Origin of the sequence: Sphingobacterium sp. UBA7253, from assembly GCF_002472745.1 — a bacterium.
In the GTDB taxonomy this organism is placed as follows: Bacteria; Bacteroidota; Bacteroidia; order Sphingobacteriales; family Sphingobacteriaceae; genus Sphingobacterium; species Sphingobacterium siyangense.
On the sequence record NZ_DKSP01000070.1, the window covers coordinates 5474 to 27486 of the forward strand.

Here is a 22013-nt window from a genome sequence, read left to right on the forward strand (position 1 = left end):
CTTAAAAGGAGATACAGCAAGTAAGATGCTGGATATTCCAAAGGCCCAGGCTTTTGCTATTACCCTCGAAGATGAAGGCGGCAAAGATGTACCGACACTCACAGCATTATGTGTAATGGGGAGTATATAAAAAACAATGCCCTGATGGGATAAACCGATCAGGACATGCTAAAAACAGGTAAACTACGTCTTTTGTTAGGATTTTATAAAAAGACCTGCAATATTAAGTACAGCTTCTGCAGTTAGAGGTTCATCGAAAGACTGGGTTGCTGCATTGGTCGAAATTTTCCCCATGGCACCTGCCAATGTTGTAATATCCACTCCCGCTTGTGTTATATTATTTTCGCCTGCATATACCGGATCGACAACTGCGCCAATACCACTGTCATTACTTCCTGTAATCCAAGGTTTTTGATTGGCAGCTCCACCTCCGCGAGCACGACGCATTTGGCGGATATGAGAGGCATGTCGTGCCTCAACAGAATGGATCTGAAGCGCCGCAGTCAGTACAACACGATTGCCGAGTAAAATTCCCGCTTGCCCTTTATAAGCTCTTACCCCGGTGTCTTCAAATGCTTGTGCGATAGCTAAAAATGTGTCGTAGTCACTGAAAACATTGCCGAAAGTCCCCCCAGCGGTGAAATCAAAGATTGGCTTTGAAACAGCTTTATTGCCTAATACCTGTTTAAGAAAATTCACATGTGCAATTTCATGGTCACGAATGGTGGTTATCGCACCGAGTGGTTTACCTGTGGGGATAAGACCTGCTTTGGCAACAGCCATAGTGTAGTATTCTGCTTCGAGATATTCCAAAGTCAACGCATAGTTGAGTACTCCATTGACATCTGTGGGAGCCGTAGCACCATAAGCTTTTTTAAAGAGCTCACCTATCATAAAGGGCAGGGCAGCCAAAGTTATTTTTTTGCTCATTGAAGCCAAACTTTTAATTGCTTCGCGACGAGGGCTGATGCGATCGCTGAATTCAGGATCTACAGCATTTATTTGTTCAAAAACGTTTAAGAGATTCATGATAATCAGTTTTTAGGTGAATTAATAAGTTGGTAGATCGCTCACATCAATCTTGGATTTAATAAATGGCGCTGCGGCACTAAGGACAACGCTTGGACTCTTTGCGACATCAAGACCATTTGAATCCACTACTTCCTGATTGGCAAAGCTACCATTGTCGATCATATCCCTGACCCAGGCGGCATGTCTAGCTTCAACAGACACGATCTTGCCAGCCAACAGTAAATAATTGACATCTTTTATTAACCATCCAGCACCATTGTAGGCCGAAACGCCAAGATCTTCAAATGTTTTTGCTGTTGCCAGTACCGTTTCGCGGCTGCTGAAATTGATACCGCCTAAATTAAATTCAAGACTTGAAATGGCTTTGGCCCCTAGGGCTACCTTGAAAAACTCACGATGAGCAATTTCATGATCACGGATATCCGTAAAAAAAGTTTTTTCCATGTCCGTCATGCCACTATAGGGGTTGTTGACTAGCTGGATATAAAATGCAGCTTCAAGTTGTTCAAGTGCATAGGCATAATTTAGGATGGCAATGTCGCCGCTACCAAAGTACATGCCCTTACCACCGTTATCCATGCCATCATCGTGGTCTTTTTTGCAGCTCGACATACCCAGGATGGCTAATGTAGCAGCACTGGCTCCTGCATATTTTAAAAAATCTCTTCGTCTGAGATCTCTTTTGTCCATGTCACTATTGGAGTTCAATAGTGTTTCGTTGTGGGAGGTTATCTTTTCCATAACAAAAGTCTTTTAGTTTATAATTTTTTTCTGTACTTATACCCATTTACGACTTTTTGGAAAGCTTGGATTTCATAAATTCTTTTTTTTTAAAATATATTTTTGGCATTGAAAAACCGATATAATCTTCTCCCTTTTGGGAACCGAAGGCAGCACGGCGCTTATTATCGGTGATCTTTTAATCTAATAGTTTGTTTTTTATTTAAAACTATTTTAATACAGCGGTGTTCATGATTATATTTTATCATGCTATTACCGCTGGTTTTCTACTTTTTACGATAGACTAAGAAAAGTTAAAACCAAATCGATATTAATTGGGCATTGGAATGATTCAAATCAATCGTTAAAGATTAGTGAAATATTATTTGTACGTTAGCGCATGCTATACATTTGGACCTATAAAGACTTCGAAGATAAAATTATTAACAATACAGGCTTTTGAATGAACGCTAAATTATCGCCAAAGAATGAATCAGATCGGATACGCGTGTTGCATGAATACGAAATTTTAAACACAGCAGCCGAGGAAGAGTTTGACCGCATTACGAAAATTGCATCACTAGTCTGCGGTACACCCATCTCATTGATTTCACTAGTGGATAAGGATATGCAGTGGTTTAAATCGCGGGTTGGCTTGGAGATAGACGAAACAACGCGCGATGTTTCTTTTTGCCAATATACGCTGGAAGAAGATCAGCTGATGGAAGTTGAGGACGCCAAAAAAGACGATCGCTTCAAATCGAATGAACTCGTTACCTTAGAACCAAACATTCGCTATTATGCTGGATTACCATTAATCGATCCCAACGGATATGCCTTAGGGGCCTTATGTGTTATTGATCGTGTTCCAAGGCAGCTCGATCAGCATCAAAAAGAGATCCTAACCCTTCTTCGGGATGAGGTTGTCGCGCTTATTGTCAACAGAAAAGAAAAAGAAAAGTATAAAGAAAGTGAACAAAAACTGAAAGCATTTTTCGATAACTCTCAGGGACTTATGTGTACGCATGATCTGAAGGGCAATTTTATAGCCGTCAATGAAGCTGGAGCCAAGACTTTGGGCTATACACGGGAGGAGATTCAGTTACGATCACTTTTTGATATTGTCCCATCGGAGGGGCACAAGAATTTACAGGACTATCTGGGCGCAATTGTTCAACGCGGAACAATCAAAGGAGAAATGCGAACCTTGACACGCTCGGGTGAGACGCGTACCTGGATGTTTAATAATATTTTGCAGACCAATGGGAACAAAATACCCTATGTGATTGGCAATGCCGTGGATATTACGGAACAGCATTTTCTAGAAAAGGAACTGAAGCATGCCCAAGCAACATTGATGCGGACTGGAAGGGTAGCTAGAATTGGAGGCTGGGAATATACGCCTGCTGATGGGAAGATTGTTTGGTCCGAAATTACGCGAGAAATTCATGAAGTACCCGAAGACTATGAACCAGAGCTAACAACTGCGTTACAGTTCTATAAAGCGGGATCAAGTAGGAATAAAATACGGACTGCCATTGAACATGCACTCGCTACGGGAGAAGCTTGGGATTTGGAGCTTGAGATTGTCACCTTCGCTGGTCATGAAATGTGGATACGTGCATTGGGAAATGCTGATTTTGAAAATGGCCATTGCGTTCGTTTATACGGTACCTTTCAGGATATTGATAAGCGTAAACGCATCGAAGCAGAGTCTTCGAATTCAAAAAAACTGCTTTCAGAAGTATTGGATGCAACCTCCGCTGTAGCTATTATCGCGACCGATACGACTGGTGTAGTCACATTGTTTAATACAGGAGCGGAAAACCTTTTGGGATACCGCAGTGAAGAGGTCATTGGGAAATTGGGGCTTGAACATTTTCATTTGAAAGAGGAGCTCGTGTTGAGAGCTAAGGAACTGGAAGTTGAATTAGGACGTTCGGTAGATAAACTTCGTTTCTTTGTAGATATGGCAGAGCTGCATGGTGCTGAACAGCGAGAGTGGACCTATTGTCGAAAAGATGGATCTAGATTGTATGTTTCCTTAGCCGTTACATTTATTCGGGATATTAACGAAAATGTTATCGGTTATCTTGCGATTGCAACTGATATTAGCCGGATTATTCATCAACGGGAAGAGCTGGAAAAGGCGAAATTAGTAGCTGAACAGGCAAGTGCAGCAAAATCACAATTTTTGGCAAATATGAGCCATGAGCTTCGTACACCTTTGAATGGGATTGTTGGCTTTACCGATTTGTTGCTTGGGACAGCACTTGAAGATACTCAAAGGGAATATCTGAGTATCGTTGATCAATCAGCCAATTTATTGCTTGGAATTGTAAACGACATTCTAGATTTCTCCAAAATTGAGGCTGGCAAACTAGAACTGGACGTTGAACAGACGGATCTTCAGGACTTGGTTATTCAACTGACAAACTTTCTCAATATGCAGATCAAAGCCAAAAATTTAGAGTTTTATCTGAATATCGCGGCCGATGTGCCACATTATATTTGGGTTGATGCCCTCCGTATCAAGCAAGTATTGATGAATTTATTGAGCAACGCCACAAAATTTACCGAGAAGGGAACCGTTGAACTCAGCATTACAGTAGAATCACATGATGCCACCCAGGCTGTTCTGTGCTTTAGCGTCAAAGATACAGGCATAGGTATCAAAGAGGACAATGTGGAACGGATATTTGATGCATTCACACAGGAAGATAACTCGATGACTAAACGTTATGGGGGAACTGGCCTTGGACTAACAATATCGAATAAATTGCTTAAAATGATGGGCAGTGAATTGAAATTGGAGAGTACCTTTGGTGCCGGTAGTCGTTTCTTTTTCACTATTAATGTTCCCGCCGTTTGGGAAATTAATGCGTGGGATGAATTAAAAAAAATAAAGGATGTACTAATTGTTGCAGAGGAAGAGTCGGAGCGAAATGATTTGGATCGGATGTTATCGTTAAAGAAGATTAATACCGTGCATGCAAAAACTGGATTTGAGGTATTACAGATATTAAAAAAGGGACATCATTTTGATGCAATTTTGATCGATCATCAATTGCCTATCATCAGCGGTATTGAAACGATACAGAATATTCGTGAAAAAAATTTCGATAACAATACTGAGCCGACCATTATTCCTATTTTTAGTTCGAATCAGCAGGATATAGAACAGCTATGTCATTCCGTGGCCATAAGTAGATGGTTAGTCAAACCCTTTACGCCGGAGGAGCTGTATACAGCTTTAGTAAAGGTGAACGTTTCTTAGTTTGAAGTAAGCTCTCAAAGTTGCATGAGCCGTATTTACGACCTAAGTTATCCAATTATGCACAGTTAATAGGTTCTCTTGATAGGGAGATGATGAAGTGTCTGATTTCCTTTGAATATGATTTTTTTGATTTCTAGCGTATCAAGAGCATGTTTATTATCGCAAGTTTCGGATTTTACAGCATTATCTTTCTGGATAGCTTTGTGTTGGATAATAAATAAAACACCATGCAAATTTTTAAAGATAAAGTCATCCTGATTACAGGGGCTAATAGGGGGATAGGAAAGTCACTGGTAAGTGCATTGCTCAATAACGGTGCAGGGAAGATATATGCAACCTGCCGGGATTTAAAAAATATGCCAGCATTCAACGATCATCGAATCGTACCGCTGCAACTAGACATTACCGATGTTAAACAAGTAGAAATGAGTGCGCTAGCAGCCCCAGATACTGAGATTCTGATTAACAATGCAGGAACCTTAAATCCAGGGAATATGCTACAAGGAGAAGTATTGGCTATGGAAAATGATCTGAAGGTAAATTATTTTGGAACAATAAACATGATGCGTGCATTTGCTCCAATTCTGATAAAGAATAGGCCATCTATCATGATCAACATTGTTTCGATTGCCGCCTATTCGCCTTTACCTTCTATTGCTGGGTACGCTGCTTCCAAAGCAGCACTTTATTCTGCTACACAATCTGTTCGAATTGAACTGGCTAAAAGGGATGTGACAGTATATGCTGTTAATCCGGGAGCAATTGATACCGATATGAACAAGGGAAGTGATTGGGATATGCCAGACCCAGATCGTATCGCAATAAAGATAGTAGAAAGTGTCGCAGCCGGAAACCTCGATATAGTCCCGGATGAAATGGGACAAGGTATGTATGCCGCATGGCGAGAAGAGCCTGCGAAATTATCAAAAATATTTTCTGATCTCTATCATCAAGAAAATTAGATGTTCACTATTGTTCGGCGCTATCGATGTTTATGAGTAGCGCCGAACAGTATGCTGACGATCAAAGAAGACGCTGTCTCCAAAGTCGATTTTACAATTCGGATCCAAATAAAATTTGAAACTTTATTACATTAAATGGAAAAGGACCAAGATCGCTTCGAAATGCAACGATTGACTATTCTTTTGATTTTAGGTATGGGATACGATATAGTTCATCAAATCTTTTCTTATCATCCCGATAGCTGCTGACGGCTCCAAATTTATGCATCATTTTAATATAGCACCATGCGAGATCTATCTGATAAGGCTTAAAGCCACTCCGCGCACTCTTTGGATATAAATGGTGGTTGTTGTGCCATTCGCCTGCTACAATGCCAGGCCATAACTGGTTTATGGATTTGTCTCTCTCATTGAAATCGATACCTTCACGTTGTTTGTCTTCACCTTTTGCATGCCCTTCATAGTTGAATGTGCGCACACCGACTGCCCAAAAGCCGGCGGCTCCAAAGAGTGTACAGGCAAGTGCGTGACCACCGATTAAATAAAAGGCGGCATACCAAAAAGCCCAGTTTAATATCCAGGATCCTATTGCATGTGAAGGATTGACGTACGACCCCCACTTTTGATATTGCGCATAACTATTAGCTGTTACACCCGTGTGTCGCATAAGCAATTTGACGCGGTTATAGGAATTTTCCGTAAGGTTCTTAGCAATAGGCTGGTGATTTACATCGGCTAAAAAACAGTATAGAAAGCCAGCTTGGGCATTATAGGGATCACCCGGTTTATCGGATTTTGCGTGGTGAACATGATGTGAAATAACATATATTTCTTCGGGAATTACATTGATGGTCAAATTCTGCGTGAAAAAACGCCAGAAACCGTTGCGGAATTTAAATGCGCCGTGTGTCGCAAATCGATGATGCCATATCGTTCCATGGGTCCCCATAACGATCATACTGTACAGGAACGCGGCTAACACAGTCCACCAACTGAAATGGTAAACCAAAAAGAGGATAAAAAAGGGGATGAGGCAAGCTACTTTTAACCAGCTAAAAAAGGGTAACCAATTTCGTTTATCCTTAAAAATATTAAGGCGTTTGAAGAATTCAGTGAAAATTTCTTTTTTGCTTGGCTTTACGAGATTTCCATCGGCGTCTTTCCATCCGTAGGTTGGAACTTGCAGGACATGGTCTAAAAAGGGCATTTGTGGTTGATGTAAATTATAATTTTTGCTAAAGGTATCATATTCCATGGTTAAAAAGTGTTAATGTTAAAAGTTTAACATATCCTTAAGATGTATCAAGCAATTCGAGAAGGATGAAATAGCTTGCTGGAAGATATAATATTAATAAGCAAAGGCATCACGATTAATGCTTATTTTACCATAAAGTGATACGGAATTTAAAGGGAGTTTATAGCTATTCATCCGAATGAGGTCCCTATAAGGTCCGTATGAAGTCCCTATAAGGTCCCTGTTATTATTAAAGTTTTAAGGGCCATATTCTAACACTTTATACTATTGTTCTTTAATGAATTTCATCTCAAACTCATTCTCTTTTCTTACGACTTGTTTTAGGTCAGGCGTAAATTGAAGTTCTATTCCAAGCCCCATTTTGAAGAGATCATTTCCAAGATAATCGAGCGCTACATTTTCTTGACTGGGGGCCTCTAAAATAAGCATACTGTCTTTCTGTACAAAGGTGAGCTTAAATGCGGGCGATATCTCGGCAGCATAGGTGCCCAAATAGCGCTCGATGTGTTCGATAGCCCGTTTTTTTACCTCATAAGGTTCTATGGCGGTAATATTTTCCATATTTTCTAAACGTGCCATCAATCCCCAGCCATAAAAATCATTGGATATTCCAATGAGCAATTGGTTTTCACCTTTTTTAAGTTTTAAGCGGCTATTCCCGTTCTGTACAGATATCCTTCCGTCGGGATACCTTTTCATATTCTGCCTAAAGATATTTTTGTCTGTGTAGGTAATCTGATCATTTAGGTAAAGCCATATTTCATCTGAGAATCCAAGCTGGAGATTAGCTAATGTAGGTTCTTGTGCTGTAATAATAGTTTTTAGCCATATTATCCGACGCTTTTCGGCACTACCGAAGCGTCTTGTAAGGTTTACCAATCCATACCGCTCGGTTGCTATTTTTTCCGTGAAGGCTTCGTCTTTCGGCAGGTCACGAAAAGTAGTTGGTTCTCGCCCTTCTTCCAAAGTCGTGGGTTGGGTTATCGACCAACTTCGGATATAATTGGCCTCATGTCGGGTCAGGTCCACACCTTCGGCTTGCGGTAGGTTCTCAATTTCATTAGGTTTAATCTCGATATTACTGATGTATGCATCGCCGTCGAAGGCAATGCTTCCAGTATTTTCTCGTCCCTCGAGTTTTGGTACGGTCAATCTCAAGCTGTTATTGACAAAAACCTGCATTTGCACACCTGATATGACGAGTTTAATATGATTCCATTCTTCTGTTTTAGCAGCCGCAGGTGCCTGATATTGGGGATAGATGTCCCACATGTTGACACCGTCTAAGATGGGACAGTACTGAATGCCTTCATTAGCGAATGGATGAGCCATTTTAGGAACTCGGAGATAGACAATCTCCTGTTCTTTTTCATTTTTTCGATGAAAATAAATGGCGCTGGCGAACTCTGTTTTTGAAGGTATCACATCATACTCGATGGTTCCGTCTTTAAAAATTAAGTCTTTAATCACGACTGGACCAGATGCTGGAGCGATTTTCATTGCTTTACGACCTTTAAAGTTTAGAAAATCAACTTTTCCGTGCTGGAAGGACCATTGTTCTGCGTTTAATGGAATGCTCTTGCTTATTGATGCTTTGCTATTTTTTTCTTGAGTATAACTTTGTAATAGAATGACCCATATGAAGGCTAGTGTCAAAAATATCTTTTTCATGTTAATTAAATTTTTGATAAATTTAACGGATAGACCTTATTTCAACTCGCTCAACCTTGCGGCAAGTTTATTCAAGTTTGTTCAAGCAGATTGTTTGTTTTTAAAATGTTGATATATAATAAATTATGGTTAAGTTGAGTGATCCCGAATTGTTTCTGCATCTTAAGAATTCCATTGAAAATCAACTTGAATGGGGGGAAACAGCTCATTGGAGTACAGCTGATTTTGAAAAACTTTCGGACAAGATACAGGAGAAAACGGGAGTAATACTTAGTGTTTCTACGTTGAAGCGGATTTTTGGTAGGATTGATTACCAGAGCAAACCAGCCCTCACGACATTAAATACATTGGCGCGCTACGTTGATCATGAGGACTGGCGGGCTTTTCGGAATGCTTATGCACAGAAATATATACCGCAGGAGCAGGCATTGCATAAATCCGCTTTTGAACCAAAGGTGAAGAAAAGAAAACAGCACGGTCCTATATTTATTATCGCTATTTCATCTGTTTTCGTCCTTGTCTTGGTCGGACTTTTCGGTAATAGGTTTATTCCAAATAAGAAGCCTATTAATAATAGTGCCTTCCACTTCTCGTCGAAGACAATGCTGACAGAAGGCTTGCCAAATTCGGTCGTTTTTAATTACGATGCTTCTGCTGCAAATGAAAACGATTCGGTATTTATTGCACAAAGTTGGGACACCAGCCGTAAGATACAGGTGGATAGAAAGGGCAAACACCATTCTGCGATTTATTATTATCCAGGTTACTTTAGAGCTAAACTGATTATTGGGAATAAAATTGTTCGAGAACATGATATACAGATTAAAACCAATGGCTGGCTAGGATTAGTAGAAGCAGCCTCGGGAAAGGAGCCTTTGTATTTCAAAAAAACTGAAATCGTGTTACCCCATGAAACTGCCATTACTCAGGAATTGTTGAATAGCTATAACGTCGACCTCCTCCCTGATGCTCCACTGGTAAGACTTTACAATCAAAAGGATATGACAGGAGTTATGACCGACAACTTTAGTTTTGAAACAGACATCAAAACAGGAGCGAGCAATAATGGTAATAATTGCCAGCGTGTGGAAGTACTCTTACAGGCTAAAAACGATATCATCATTGTACCTTTAGTAAATACAGCCTGTATCGGTGACATAGCTCTTACAGCTGGTGGCTTTTATACGGATAGCAAACAAGATGACCTCAGTGGATTTGGCTGCGATCTTTCCAAGTGGACCAAGCTTAAAATAGTTTGTAAAAATCAGCAGGTTAAATTTTGGATCAATGATAAACCTACATACACTACGATGATTAAAAATGCACCAACTGAAATAGTTGGTTTGCAATATCGTTTTAAAGGGGCAGGTTTTGTTAGAAATACCCGTTTAAGTGGGTCGGAGAGGAAGGATATTAGTTTTTGATAGGTAAACCAATTATGCATATGATGATACTAAAAAAGATATTTCCTTTTTTATTTTTCTTACCGCTAGCTTGCTTGGCTCAGCAAGAAAAAGGAAAGCCTTTCGAAATACAATTTGATATCTCGGGACTTTCCAATGGCGCAAAGCTTCAATTGAATAGCTTCCAGGAAGGTGGTCGGTCCTATGACGTCATACTTAAGGATGGAAAATGTGCCATAAAAGGAACTCTAGAGGAGCCTTCTTTATATGTACTAACGGCAAAGCCCAATTTGAGGGCAGTCATCTGGATTGAACCGGCTCGCATGAAGATATTAGGCGATAGTTTACATTTTTCGGATATAGCGGTGCTGAATTCCAGATCACAGGCTGATGCCATCCCAATCAATAGGCAACTGGATCCCATGTGGAAAGGAGCAGCTGAGCTTGACCGAAAAATTGAAATTGAAACCGATTCGGTCCAACTGGTGGAGTTGAAAATAGCATCGGACCATTATTATCGGTCCATCAGACAGTTGAGAGTCCACAATATTTTTGATAAAACACCGTCTTATCCACTTATGCAGGAACTCTATTTCTTAAGGACATCATTGACAAGAGATTCCTTGCAGTTGGCTTTTGATAGGTTCTCTCAGAATATGAAAAAAAGTAGAACAGGACGGTTCTTAAAGGAATTTCTCCAAGCAAAGGAACTTAGAAGAGGGGATCTGGCTCCAGCTTTTATTGTCAAAGACCTTAATAATAATGATGTGAATTTGACTGATTTTCGGGGAAAGATTGTTGTTCTCGATTTTTGGGCTGCTTGGTGTGTGCCTTGTAGAAAAAGTAATAAGAAGCTACCGATGTTGTATGCTAAATATAAAAAACGAGGTCTAGAGATCCTATCTTTTAACCTAGACACAAATAGGGAGATTTGGAAGAAAGCAGCGGTCGAAGACGGCATATCCTGGACCAATGTGGGCGATCAGCAAGCGCTGAATAGCAAAACAGCAATTAACTATCGGGTGCAGGGATTACCAAAGGTTTATATCATTGATCGAAATGGTTTTATCATGGATACCGGAGGATCTGGGGTGGACCTAGAACGTACTATAAAAGAATCTCTCGATCCTTTGCTTTAAGATCCAGTATAAAAAATAGAGTAGGAGCCGAGGGGGAGGTTATGACCTTTCCTAAATGCAGGAAAGGTCTTTCTCCAATGACGTATGTTTTATTCTTCTGATGTGTTCTTTAGTTGCATTAGGAGCGTGTAGGCATTTTTGCTAACGATTTTCTTCCCTTCAAAATCGCGGTAATTCAATACCTTCACTAGCCCTTTTTGAGGCTCCTCAACTGCTATTTCCGCCAGGCGATAATTGCTGTTTCCTTCCGATATGAATACATAATTTTTTCCTTCAAAGTCTACGATACTTTCTTCAGGCAGAGCGTGCCCCAACGTAGCCGTTGTTTGTATTTCAGCATTCATGTATACACCAGGTATCATATTCTGATCATATTTGTCCAAATGACAATGCACATCTGTCATGCCGGAGGGATCGACATCTTTGCCGATCAAATGGATTTTTCCATTGTACTTTTTACTTGGGTTAGCATTGGAGTACGCCAATAGAAGCTGTCCAGGGCGAAGCTGTTCAAGATCCTTTTCATAGACTTTGAGGTTCAGATGGATATCCGTTGGATTGATCAATTCGAAGAGGATATCTGAAGGATTCACATATTTCCCGATGTTGACATTAACCTTGCTCACATAGCCATCTATAGTGCTGTATACGGGAGCACTTTTTCGAATATTTTCAGCAGAAACTGTACTGGGCTGAATATGTATGAGCTCTAGCTGTTTTGCAATGGCATTCATTATAATCTGTTGACTGTTCATTTCGGCCTGAGCTTGCTGCATTACTTTATCGCTACTCGCCTGATTCTGGTTGAGTTCCTTTTGACGTCTGAAGTCAAGCTGGGCAAAATGTAACTTTGATTGGGCCGAGAGATAATCTTGCTGAAGCTGCACAAACTGTGGATTTTCCACAACTGCTATAACATCTCCTTTTGAAACCTTCATACCAGGAAGCAGCTTGGTACTTTTTAAGTATCCTCCTAAAGGAATGCTTACCGACACGAAGTTTTGAGGCGGAACATCTATTTTTCCATTGACTTTTAAGATGTTGGTTATCGGTTCGTCCGCAAGCGTTACTATTTCTAAATGCACATTTCGCAACTGGGCATCTGTTAGGGAAACCAGGTTTTCGTCTTTGGGGCCTGGTGGCGTGGAGGCTGCACTTTCCGTATTTCGATGACAAGAAATACAGAGTACAGCCAACACATAAACCATATAGTGGGATAAAAGATTTTTCGTTTTCATTTTTATCGATTTATCATAATGTAATGAAGCAGAATGGCATTTTCATTGAGCTGCCACAACGCATCCGTATAATTACTTTTCAGTGAGATTGCTTGGTTGACCAAAGTGACAAATTCGAGATAATCTATGGCGCCGTTTGAGAATTTTTTCTGTACGGTTTCAAAGACTATTTCAGCATTCTTGAGTCCTTCGGTTTCATATTGATCGACAATATCAAGACTGGTCTGATAGCGTTGAGAAAGCTCTTGTACTCTTTTTTTAAGCTCAAATTGTGCATTTTGCAATTCGTCGCTGGCGATGGTTTCCGCTAGACGTGCAGTCTCGATCCGAGCTCTCTGTCCTTTGGAAAATAACGGTACGGCAACACCTAACTGTACAGAATGGAATCGCGGACTTGCGTCGTAGGTCCTGTTATCTGGACCGGTACCTTTAAAACTATTTAGATTATAGCCTAATAGCAACTCGGGGAGCAATTTAGATTTTTCAACCCTTGTTGCTTGTTCCGAGACTATTTTTTCTTGTTCCAATACCTTGAGCAAAGGATGATCGGTTATTGATAACTGACGAAATTCGATCTTTTCCATAGAACTTAGGGTGTAGGTCTCTTCCGTATTTAGCAGCCACTGGAATTGCAATTGAAGTACCTTTATCTCATCACGTACCTGTCTTAATTGGATCGTGATAGCTGCTTTTTGATTCTTCGCGGTTACACTTTCAAGGGCATCACTTTCACCTGCTTTTTGACGTAGAATGGTTTTGTCGAGAAAGCTGCTATACAATGACAGTGCTTTAGTCAAAAGCTGTTCCTTTTGTTGCCAATACAGTATGTTGTAATAGGTAAGACTGACAGCCTTTTTAAGCTCAAACTCTTTGAGAGAGACTTGTAGTTGACTTCTTTTCCATTCTTCGGTATAGCGGGCCCGTTGCCTTTTGTAGACCGCAGGAAAACCAAAACGTTGACTGATACTGACCTTTGTATCCTGATAGGCGCTATTGATCTGGCCATAATCCAAACTGATATCCATCTGCGGAATATCGGCAGTGGATGACCCTATTAGCGCTTTGGCATAGGCAGCTCTTAGTTTTTCAATTTTTATGTTATGGTTGTTTTGGAGAGCGAGTTCAATAGATTGATCCAAAGTAACAACAGTCTGTGCTGTTGAATTGTTTGTTGTTAAAAAAATAAATGCAATCAAAAGAGGTGCAACATGTCGTCCTTTTAATTTATTGAGTTTAAATCCCCGTTCTATAGTTACATAAAGCAAAGGGAGAACGAATAATGTTAATAACGTTGCTATAAGCAGGCCACCAATGACAACAGTTGCCAATGGGCGTTGTACCTCAGCTCCAGCGCCATTGCTCAGTGCCATGGGGATAAAGCCCAGTGAGGCAACCGATGCGGTCATCAAAACGGGGCGCAAACGATTTTCTCCGCCATCGACAACAATGCGTACAATATTGCGGATGCCACTTTTTTGAAGCCTGTTAAATTCGGAGATCAATACGATACCATTGAGGACAGCCACGCCAAATAAGGCTATAAATCCAACCCCGGCACTGATACTAAAAGGCATTCCCCTTAGTGCCAACAGGAAAACCCCACCTATAATCGATAATGGGATAGCACTATAGATCAATAAACTTTCTTTAACAGATTTAAACGCAAGGAATAGAAGTATAAAGATTAAGGCTAAAGCAATAGGGACAGCAATCAGGAGGCGTTGTTTGGCATTATTGAGATTTTCAAAAGAACCGCCATATTTGATGGAGTATCCTGTTGGAAGTTTGATTTCCTTATCAATTTTAGCTTGTAGTTCATGGACGATACTTTGTACGTCGCGGTCTTTGATATTAAATCCGACGACAATCCGGCGTTGTGCGTTTTCACGTTGGATCTGATTTGGCCCTTGCTCAATGGCCACACGTGCCAATTGGGAAAGTGGAATTTGGTTGCCCGTAGGCGTGGGGATTAAAAGGTTACGGATATCGGTAATATTCTTTCGGTCCTTGGCGGCTAGGCGGACGACCATGTCAAAGCGTTTCTCTCCTTCGAATACCAGACCTGTACTCTGTCCAGCAAAAGCAGCATTTATGGTTCTATTTACGTCAGCAATGGAGAGTCGATGCTGGGCGATCATTGGACGGTTATAGGTTATGACGACTTGTGGAAGTCCGCCAATAGGTTCGACGTAAAGATTTTGGGCTCCTTGGACCGTTTCAATGATTTTACCTATTTGCTGAGCATGTAAGGCCAGAGAATCGAGGTTGTCTCCAAATATTTTGAGGACAACATCTTGCCGCGCCCCCGTCATCAGTTCGTTGAACCGCATTTGGACGGGGTACTGAAAGCCGGCCGTAATACCGGGTACATCCGTCAAGGCCATACTCATTTTTGAAGCAAGTTCTGGAAATGTATGGGCCGAAGTCCATTCTTTTTTGTCTTTTAGGATAACCATCATGTCTGATGCTTCCATTGGCATAGGATCGGTTGGCACCTCGCCGCTGCCAATTTTGGTGACTACTTTTTCGACCTCAGGAAATCTGCTTTTCAGAATATGGGCAGCCTTTTGAGTGCTTTCAATAGTCGTAGTCAGGTTACTGCCTGGAAGAACCCGCGTGTCGACCGCAAAATCTCCCTCCTCTAGTGAAGGAATAAATTCCCCGCCGAGGTGACTTAGTGTAACTACGGCAAGTATAAAAAGCGAGATAACCAATGCAAGAATAGTCTTTGGAAGTCGGAGTACTTTGAGTAATACATGGACATAAAATTTTTCAAGTCTTTTCATCAGCCGATCCGAAAGCGAAGGTTTGCTATTTCTCGCACGGAGTAATATTGAACTCATCATCGGTATATAGGTGAGCGATAACAGGAACGCGCCTAATAAAGCAAACGCGACTGTTTCGGCCATGGGTTTGAACATTTTGCCTTCGATTCCTTCCAATGTTAAGATGGGGAGGTAAACGATCAGGATAATGATCTGTCCAAAAACAGCACTGTTCATCATACGACCGGCAGATGCTGTCACCATATCATCCATTTCAGAAGCGGGCACCTTGAGCAATTCTTTGAATCGTTGCTGCTGCATAAGCTGATGCATCACAGACTCGACAATAATGACAGCCCCATCAATGATTAATCCGAAATCGAGTGCACCGAGACTCATCAGGTTACCACTCACTCCAAAGAGGTTCATCATGCAGATTGCAAATAGCATGGCTAAGGGAATGACGGAGGCTACGAGCAATCCAGCCCGTATATTGCCTAGGAAGAGTACTAGTACAAAGACGACAATTAATGCTCCTTCCAAGAGATTTGTCTGTACCGTACTGATGGCATTATTGACCATTTTGGTACGATCAAGAAAAGGTTCAATAAGGACACCTTTAGGCAATGTTTTTCGGATTTCCTCTACCTTGGCCTTTACATCTGCAATGACTTGGCTGCTATTGGCGCCTTTTAACATCATCACGACGGCTCCAGCAACTTCACCATTGTCGTTGTAGGTCATCGCGCCATAGCGGGTTGCATAGCCAGGTTGTACTTGAGCAATGTCCCGAATGAAAATCGGCAGGTCGTTTTGCTTACCCGCAATCGCAATATTTTGGATGTCGTCAATGTTACCGACCAGTCCTTCGCTTCGGATATAAAGGACTGTTGGTCCTTTCTCAATGTATGCGCCGCCGGTGTTTTGGTTATTGGCATTTAGTGCGTCAAAGACATCGTTGATTGTAATCCCATAGGCATTGAGTCTGTCAGGGCTGACAGCGATCTCATATTGTTTCAGCTTTCCTCCGAAACTACTGACTTCAGCTACGCCTTTGACGCCTAGCAGCTGCCTTCTGACAATCCAATCTTGGATAGTACGCAGTTCGGTTACATTATACTTGTGCTCGTATCCCGACTGGGGTCGAACGACATATTGATAAATTTCTCCAAGACCTGTAGAAATAGGGCCCAGCTGGGGAGAACCTATGCCTGGAGGAATTTCTTGCTGTACCTGTTGCAGACGTTCAGCGACTTGTTGCCGGGCCCAATAGACATCAATGTTGCCATCGAAGACAATGGTTACAAGGGATAGCCCAAATCGCGAAAAACTCCGGATTTCCTGTAATCCAGAAATATTACTGTTGGCCTGTTCGATTGGAAAGGTGATTAATCGTTCAATATCCGTTGCACCAAAAGAAGGGGCAATAGTGATGACCTGCACCTGATTGTTGGTAATATCAGGTACAGCATCAATAGGAAGTTTGGTCACCTGATATGTGCCTATCCCGATTAATGCCAACATCAGTAGTGCTACAATGAGTTTGTTCTTTACAGAGAACTCAATGATTTTCGTAAGCATAATAAATAGATTCTGTTAAATCGTAAAATAATAGCGGGAGACTTCAGCCAAGCATAGAATCGCAGCGATAAAAAAGGATGCAATTGTGACATGACAAAACTTAAACTTTTACTGACGTGAAAGTTATGGTCGGGTGGAAGTCTTCAACCGAAATAATAAGAAGTATGATGTATTAACAGAATTTGGGCGGCTGCCAAATGGAAGTTATGAATGTATCCTCTATAAACTGATCATTCCAAACAGCGGTATTGTTATTTTTTTCGGGTAAGGATCTATTTTTAATTTTGATAGCAGCAATTTGGGGGCACACAAAAACAGCGTTGTATGAGGTTGTATGCATCATAAAAGGAAGTTTTTGATCTTTCTCATAGTCATCGTCATGTGGGTGATTCTCTAGGTGGTACCCACTGTAGTGTACGTTCAGAAAATCGACGACAGAGAGGCTTGGATTTTTTACTTTGTGCTCAAAATAATGCTCAATCAACAACGGAAATCTCAATAATTGTGAAATTTCGGTTGCCGACGCGATGTAAATCGTCAAGAAGCATATAGCCAGCAGCTTTTTCATCCTAAACAAAGCTATAAAAAATATCATTAAAATATTAATCAAACTTTTCAACGTTCTGCAGCGTTTTATTGAAAAACAAACAAAATGATTGCTGAACCTTAAAAAATTGACTAACCTGTGAACGATATGTGCTAAAGCATAGTCACAGCCATAACAGGTTGCTTAAGGCTAGGTATAAATTTTACAATTCTTTTAACGTATTTGTTGATCAAAATTTATTTCGAATGAATAAAAATACCCCCCAAAAGGTAAATGACCATCTTGCTAATGAACGAACTTTCCTTGCTTGGATCCGGACGAGCCTAGGGATTATGGGATTCGGTTTTGTAGTTGTTAAATTTTCATTATTTATTCGTCAGATTGAGCTCATTTTAAAAAAAGATGTAGTTGCAGGCTCACAGCATGAACATTCTGGCGCTGTTGGCGTTTCCATTGTAGTCATAGGTGCATTGACAGTTATTGTCGCTTTCTTTAAATATCGTAAAACGAACAAACAGATTGAAGCGGAAAACTTTACTCAAACTTCAAATAGCATCACGATTGTGGCTGTGTTAATTTTTGTCATAGGTATTATTCTGAGCTGGTATCTTATCGATGGTCTTTAAGGAGAAAGCGTTAGATCTAGTTCGCGCTGGAATGATTATTCACGCTAACTAGATCTAAATTGACCGTGCATTCGCTATTTACGATACGGGCAAAATATATTATTGCGATGTACACTGCGCGACCGTTATTTGCTTTATTGCGCTACGTTTTTCTAGAAACTGTCGTAGGGCGATCATCAAAAAAGCAAGAAAACCAAAGCCCATCGTAAGCCATGGCGAAAATTCTACACCTTTCGAAACGATAATCCAGCCACCTACGGTAGTTCCCAAGGTTACCCCAAGATTGCCAAATGAAGTCGCTAGACTATTGGCAAATTCTAGCGCCTCGGGTGCAGAGGAAATCATATAGGTAGATGCGTTTAAGAAGCTAGGAGAATAAAGAAATCCCCACAAGGCAATCGTACAGAACGTGGCGAATAGATTGTCATCGGAAAAATACAGTAGTAAGGGGATAATAAGTGTACCCGATAAGAAAAAGGCCGTGGTAAACGTAATATTTCGGTTGAGCATTTTCCCTGCAACCCAGTTAGCAATGACTCCGATAATACCAAATACAAATAACATATAACTAACCATGGTACTGTCCATATTCTTTGCTTTGTTTAAATACTCGGCTAAGTAACTATAGGTAGAAAACCAAGCTGATACCATAAAGAAATTCATGGCGGTGCTGACCAAAAAGATGGGCTTGGTTAATATTTTCATTTGACTTCCATAGGTTTTTTTTTCTTTCACGGGCAACGGAGGAATGGTAAGATAGATCGCTAATAGCGCGATTATACTGACAACTGCCTGTATTGTGAAAGAATATGTCCAAGAAGAAAGACTGGCAATGTAGGTGGCGAAGGGGACGGTTGTTACCATGGCTATCGCAACACCACTGAAAACAATACTCATAAGTTCATTTTCATTTTGTTTCCCCCCTTTTAAAATGGCGACAGACAATGCTGTTGCAATATAGACAGGTTGGAGAAAGGCCGGAAGAATTCTTACAATAAGCAGTAACCAAAAAGGAGGGGATAATGAAGAGACAATCGCTGTGACTAAGAAAATAGCGATGGCAGTTAACATGACTTTCTTGCGGTCGAATCCCGAAGCCAGTAATGTCATAAATGGCCCAGTTATCGCAATGATCAAAGCAAAAGCACTCAATAAATAACCTGCTTTATCGATACTGATATGATAATGATCGGCTAGTTGCGGTAAGATGCCAATAATGCCAAACTCTGTTGTGATTACTGCGAGAAAACCCAAAGCGCCTATATATGCGTATTTTTTCATAAATAAAAACTGTTGTGTATGATTAATTATACGAGCAAATGTAAAGGCAAATACTTGCTTCTGGGTGTCAAGCAGCTATTTGTGTGTTACTAACAAATTTGTAAGTAATGGAAAAAGAAATTGTTATATTGGTCGGATTGTGGCGAACCCAAGGAAGGAAGAGAATGTTGTTTGATGTATAGCGCTTAACGTCTGACTAATTGCTTCCATGATGGATTTTATACCTTTTTTCCTGTAAGGCTACTAAACTTATTGCCAAGTTTGTCCTTATAAAAATCGCCTTCCTTCTTAAAGCTTCTTGCATCTACTTCTTCAAGCAACTGGTTTTTATAAAACACATTTTTTGTGTCTTTTCCAAAATCATTGCCCAAGGGTATAAATGTTTTTACATAGGCACCTGGGATTATTTCCTGATTATAGAACACGTGACTTTTGTCTTTTGAATAGGAGTTGCTTCCGTAAGAGTCAATTTCTTCATCAATAGGATATAATTTAAAAGAGGGGGCATCAACATGCGCATATTTAAAATCTTTTCCTCTGAATAGGATAGTTTTATTGTCGATATTGATATGGTCCTGATCAAGCACACGAATTTTGTGAATGGTGTTAAATGGCCTCTTTACAACAGCTAACCCCTGTTGAAATGGCGGATAATAAATCGTGTCATAAATTTTTATGTAATATTTGTTAATCGCTTCAACGTTTCCAGTATTGGCTAAAATTGCCTTAAAAGTACCGATATTAGGTGAAATATATACGGAGTCTTTATCCTTTAGAAAGTAATCGTTGATGAACGAAAAGGTGTTCCTGTCGACTTTTATGGGATCATTCGAATAGAAGTAATGATCCTTGTCGCGTGCCCAGTTTATATGACCCGCAACCGGCTCATATGTCTTCGGATCTGCGCCTTCGATAATATGGAAGCCCAGGACCTGATCGATATAATAAACGTGAAAACGATCTTTTGGAATCTGCTGGTCAACATAAAAGGAACTTTTGTCTACAAGTTTTTGGGGCATCCCACGAAAATAGACCGCATTTTTATCTTTGGCGATATCTTCTGACAGGACTTCAAACGATTTGGCGTCAGCCTGCATTTGTGAAATACCCAAGCTAAACCAATTTCCATTCTGACAATAAGCGATCTGCCCTTTCGAATCAATAAAATAGGAACCCGATTTTTGTTTATTGACGGGTTGGCCAATATTTCGACAAGAGATAAGAAAACAAGAAAAAATACAAGCTACAAAAAAAGCACGTTTTTTAATTTTTGTAATGCAGACAAGTGCTAACATATTCTTTTTTTAATTAGTTATTACCAATTATTTATGAGGGTAATTGCATAAAACTTGCCCCAATAACCTTTAATGAGTTGTCAATGCGTTTCCAGGTTCTAAAATACCGGAATTTTCCTTCGAGTGGTGCCCCCATAACCTGACCTTTGGCCGTCATCGTAACGACTGAAAGTGCGGTATCTCCCACGAGCTTGATCGCATTGATTTCTGTTGCGGCTTGTTCAATAACCATTGCCTTTGACCTATGCGCATTTAGATCCATTTCTTTTGTTAGCATTTGGCCGTCTGGCGCAATTGCTACCAGACTATCGTACAGAAGGAGGTCAAGAGCATCTACATCACTTGCTAGCTGAGCCGCAAAAAGCTGGTTCTCAGCTTCGATAATATCTTCTTTTGTTATTTTGTCCATAGTTAAATCTGATGTTACCATCTTTGTTTTAAGTGTTTATTATTTTAAAAATACTAAATCATTGTTGAGCTTTCGCCATTAGACAATTTCTTTTTTGCGCGCTATGCACCACGAGAACAGTAACTGTTTAAGTTCCTTATGACAATTTGAGATTATTAATTACACCTTCTTTTAGCTCCTTATTTATTTGGTGTAGGCAGCTCCTTAATCCATATATTCTTAAAATCTACGGGTTGACCTTCACTCTGTAAAGCGATAAATCCACTGCTGAGCAACTTACCATCGATCTTCATTTTGGGGTCATACCCATTGGCCGTTCCACCTCCAATCTGAGGTTTTGAATATTCTAGTACGGTATCTCCGTTAATGATGTGTTTGATTAACGAATCTCCCAATACAATCAATTCCCCTTTAACCCATTGATCACCATCATAGGTCTTCGAAGTAGAATTTAAACAATGTGAGGAAGCTATTTTGCCCTGATAGACCACATTGGTTCCAGGGGAACACATATTTCCTGTAGGACGGGGTTGACCATCGCTCAATCCTCCTAAAAGTTGCATTTCGACAGAAATAGGCCAGTCCTGTTCTTTCAACATTGTTCTGGGGTCCTGCGAATGAAACATCACGCCGCTGTTACGAAGCGTATAGGAGGGGGCACCTTTATGGAGCGCGCCTACAAATCGATATTCAAACTTTAAATGATAATAAGAAAAGGGTGTTTTATAATATAAATGGCCAAATTGATCATTAAAATCATCATACTGATCATATCTGACCTTAATTATTCCATCTTCGACTCTAAACGTATC

General features: G+C 40.4%; 16 protein-coding genes. 5 read left to right on the forward strand and 11 right to left on the reverse strand.

What is annotated here, in order from left to right; genetic code table 11:
- Positions 1-195 precede the first annotated feature (195 nt).
- Positions 196-1029 (reverse strand): ferritin-like domain-containing protein, encoded by an 834-nt coding sequence (locus B2X72_RS06945; RefSeq protein WP_070566870.1) that lies wholly within the window; start codon positions 1027-1029, stop codon positions 196-198.
- A gap of 21 nt (positions 1030-1050) precedes the next feature.
- Entirely contained in the window at positions 1051-1773 is a 723-nt protein-coding gene (locus B2X72_RS06950) for a ferritin-like domain-containing protein (RefSeq protein WP_046675105.1), read from the reverse strand.
- Between the two features lie 442 nt (positions 1774-2215).
- Here B2X72_RS06950 and B2X72_RS06955 point away from each other — a divergent pair, with 442 nt between their 5' ends.
- Together B2X72_RS06955 and B2X72_RS06960 are read left to right on the forward strand one after the other, a co-directional pair.
- The gene (locus B2X72_RS06955; RefSeq protein WP_286710237.1) at positions 2216-5029 is read left to right on the forward strand and encodes a PAS domain S-box protein; all 2814 of its coding nucleotides are present in this window, start codon (positions 2216-2218) and stop codon (positions 5027-5029) included.
- A gap of 227 nt (positions 5030-5256) precedes the next feature.
- On the forward strand, positions 5257-5991 hold the full coding sequence (locus B2X72_RS06960; RefSeq protein ID WP_070566866.1) for an SDR family NAD(P)-dependent oxidoreductase: 735 nt from the start codon (positions 5257-5259) through the stop codon (positions 5989-5991).
- Between the two features lie 175 nt (positions 5992-6166).
- On the opposite strand, the gene B2X72_RS06965 is transcribed toward B2X72_RS06960, so the two are convergent.
- Positions 6167-7246 carry a fatty acid desaturase gene (locus tag B2X72_RS06965; protein WP_239468819.1) on the reverse strand — a complete coding sequence of 360 codons (1080 nt, stop codon included), beginning with the start codon at positions 7244-7246 and terminating at the stop codon, positions 6167-6169.
- 264 nt (positions 7247-7510) lie between these two features.
- Entirely contained in the window at positions 7511-8917 is a 1407-nt protein-coding gene (locus B2X72_RS06970) for a hypothetical protein (protein ID WP_070566864.1), read from the reverse strand.
- 125 nt (positions 8918-9042) lie between these two features.
- On the opposite strand from B2X72_RS06970, the gene B2X72_RS06975 reads away from it, so the two are divergent.
- On the forward strand, positions 9043-10341 hold the full coding sequence (locus tag B2X72_RS06975; protein ID WP_070566861.1) for a hypothetical protein: 1299 nt from the start codon (positions 9043-9045) through the stop codon (positions 10339-10341).
- 20 nt (positions 10342-10361) lie between these two features.
- Complete coding sequence (locus B2X72_RS06980; RefSeq protein ID WP_286775145.1) at positions 10362-11459, forward strand: TlpA disulfide reductase family protein; 1098 nt, start codon at positions 10362-10364, stop codon at positions 11457-11459.
- 89 nt (positions 11460-11548) lie between these two features.
- Here the strand turns inward: B2X72_RS06980 and B2X72_RS06985 are convergent, their stop codons facing one another.
- The 3 genes from B2X72_RS06985 to B2X72_RS06995 all read right to left on the reverse strand — a co-directional run bounded on the left by B2X72_RS06985 (position 11549) and on the right by B2X72_RS06995 (position 17611).
- On the reverse strand, positions 11549-12697 hold the full coding sequence (locus B2X72_RS06985; RefSeq protein ID WP_070566857.1) for an efflux RND transporter periplasmic adaptor subunit: 1149 nt from the start codon (positions 12695-12697) through the stop codon (positions 11549-11551).
- A gap of 2 nt (positions 12698-12699) precedes the next feature.
- Positions 12700-17043, reverse strand: coding sequence for a CusA/CzcA family heavy metal efflux RND transporter (locus tag B2X72_RS06990; protein WP_070566855.1), 4344 nt, complete (start codon positions 17041-17043; stop codon positions 12700-12702).
- A gap of 172 nt (positions 17044-17215) precedes the next feature.
- A complete protein-coding gene (locus tag B2X72_RS06995; RefSeq protein WP_046675112.1) occupies positions 17216-17611 on the reverse strand; it encodes a hypothetical protein in 396 nt (131 codons plus the stop codon).
- 224 nt (positions 17612-17835) lie between these two features.
- Between B2X72_RS06995 and B2X72_RS07000 the strand changes: the two genes are divergently transcribed.
- Positions 17836-18216: a YidH family protein gene (locus tag B2X72_RS07000; protein ID WP_070566851.1), complete on the forward strand. Its 381-nt coding sequence runs from the start codon at positions 17836-17838 to the stop codon at positions 18214-18216.
- A gap of 99 nt (positions 18217-18315) precedes the next feature.
- On the opposite strand, the gene B2X72_RS07005 is transcribed toward B2X72_RS07000, so the two are convergent.
- The 4 genes from B2X72_RS07005 to B2X72_RS07020 all read right to left on the reverse strand — a co-directional run.
- On the reverse strand, positions 18316-19497 hold the full coding sequence (locus B2X72_RS07005; RefSeq protein ID WP_070566850.1) for an MFS transporter: 1182 nt from the start codon (positions 19495-19497) through the stop codon (positions 18316-18318).
- Between the two features lie 218 nt (positions 19498-19715).
- Positions 19716-20792, reverse strand: coding sequence for a DKNYY domain-containing protein (locus B2X72_RS07010; protein ID WP_217493543.1), 1077 nt, complete (start codon positions 20790-20792; stop codon positions 19716-19718).
- 31 nt (positions 20793-20823) lie between these two features.
- Complete coding sequence (locus B2X72_RS07015; RefSeq protein ID WP_083296000.1) at positions 20824-21201, reverse strand: nuclear transport factor 2 family protein; 378 nt, start codon at positions 21199-21201, stop codon at positions 20824-20826.
- A 179-nt stretch (positions 21202-21380) separates the two neighbouring features.
- The coding region (locus B2X72_RS07020; RefSeq protein WP_286848780.1) for a 3-keto-disaccharide hydrolase at positions 21381-22013 on the reverse strand (633 nt) is incomplete at its 5' end.

Coding starts and splice junctions, on each gene's coding strand:
- B2X72_RS06990 (WP_070566855.1), bottom strand. CDS start 17,043: ATGCTTACGAAAATCATTGAGTTCTCTGTAAAGAACAAACTCATTGTA.
- B2X72_RS06995 (WP_046675112.1), bottom strand. CDS start 17,611: ATGAAAAAGCTGCTGGCTATATGCTTCTTGACGATTTACATCGCGTCG.
- B2X72_RS07015 (WP_083296000.1), bottom strand. CDS start 21,201: ATGGACAAAATAACAAAAGAAGATATTATCGAAGCTGAGAACCAGCTT.
- B2X72_RS06970 (WP_070566864.1), bottom strand. CDS start 8,917: ATGAAAAAGATATTTTTGACACTAGCCTTCATATGGGTCATTCTATTA.
- B2X72_RS06945 (WP_070566870.1), bottom strand. CDS start 1,029: ATGAATCTCTTAAACGTTTTTGAACAAATAAATGCTGTAGATCCTGAA.
- B2X72_RS06985 (WP_070566857.1), bottom strand. CDS start 12,697: ATGAAAACGAAAAATCTTTTATCCCACTATATGGTTTATGTGTTGGCT.
- B2X72_RS06950 (WP_046675105.1), bottom strand. CDS start 1,773: ATGGAAAAGATAACCTCCCACAACGAAACACTATTGAACTCCAATAGT.
- B2X72_RS07010 (WP_217493543.1), bottom strand. CDS start 20,792: ATGTTAGCACTTGTCTGCATTACAAAAATTAAAAAACGTGCTTTTTTT.
- B2X72_RS06955 (WP_286710237.1), top strand. CDS start 2,216: ATGAACGCTAAATTATCGCCAAAGAATGAATCAGATCGGATACGCGTG.
- B2X72_RS06960 (WP_070566866.1), top strand. CDS start 5,257: ATGCAAATTTTTAAAGATAAAGTCATCCTGATTACAGGGGCTAATAGG.
- B2X72_RS07005 (WP_070566850.1), bottom strand. CDS start 19,497: ATGAAAAAATACGCATATATAGGCGCTTTGGGTTTTCTCGCAGTAATC.
- B2X72_RS06975 (WP_070566861.1), top strand. CDS start 9,043: ATGGTTAAGTTGAGTGATCCCGAATTGTTTCTGCATCTTAAGAATTCC.
- B2X72_RS06980 (WP_286775145.1), top strand. CDS start 10,362: ATGATGATACTAAAAAAGATATTTCCTTTTTTATTTTTCTTACCGCTA.
- B2X72_RS07000 (WP_070566851.1), top strand. CDS start 17,836: ATGAATAAAAATACCCCCCAAAAGGTAAATGACCATCTTGCTAATGAA.
- B2X72_RS06965 (WP_239468819.1), bottom strand. CDS start 7,246: ATGGAATATGATACCTTTAGCAAAAATTATAATTTACATCAACCACAA.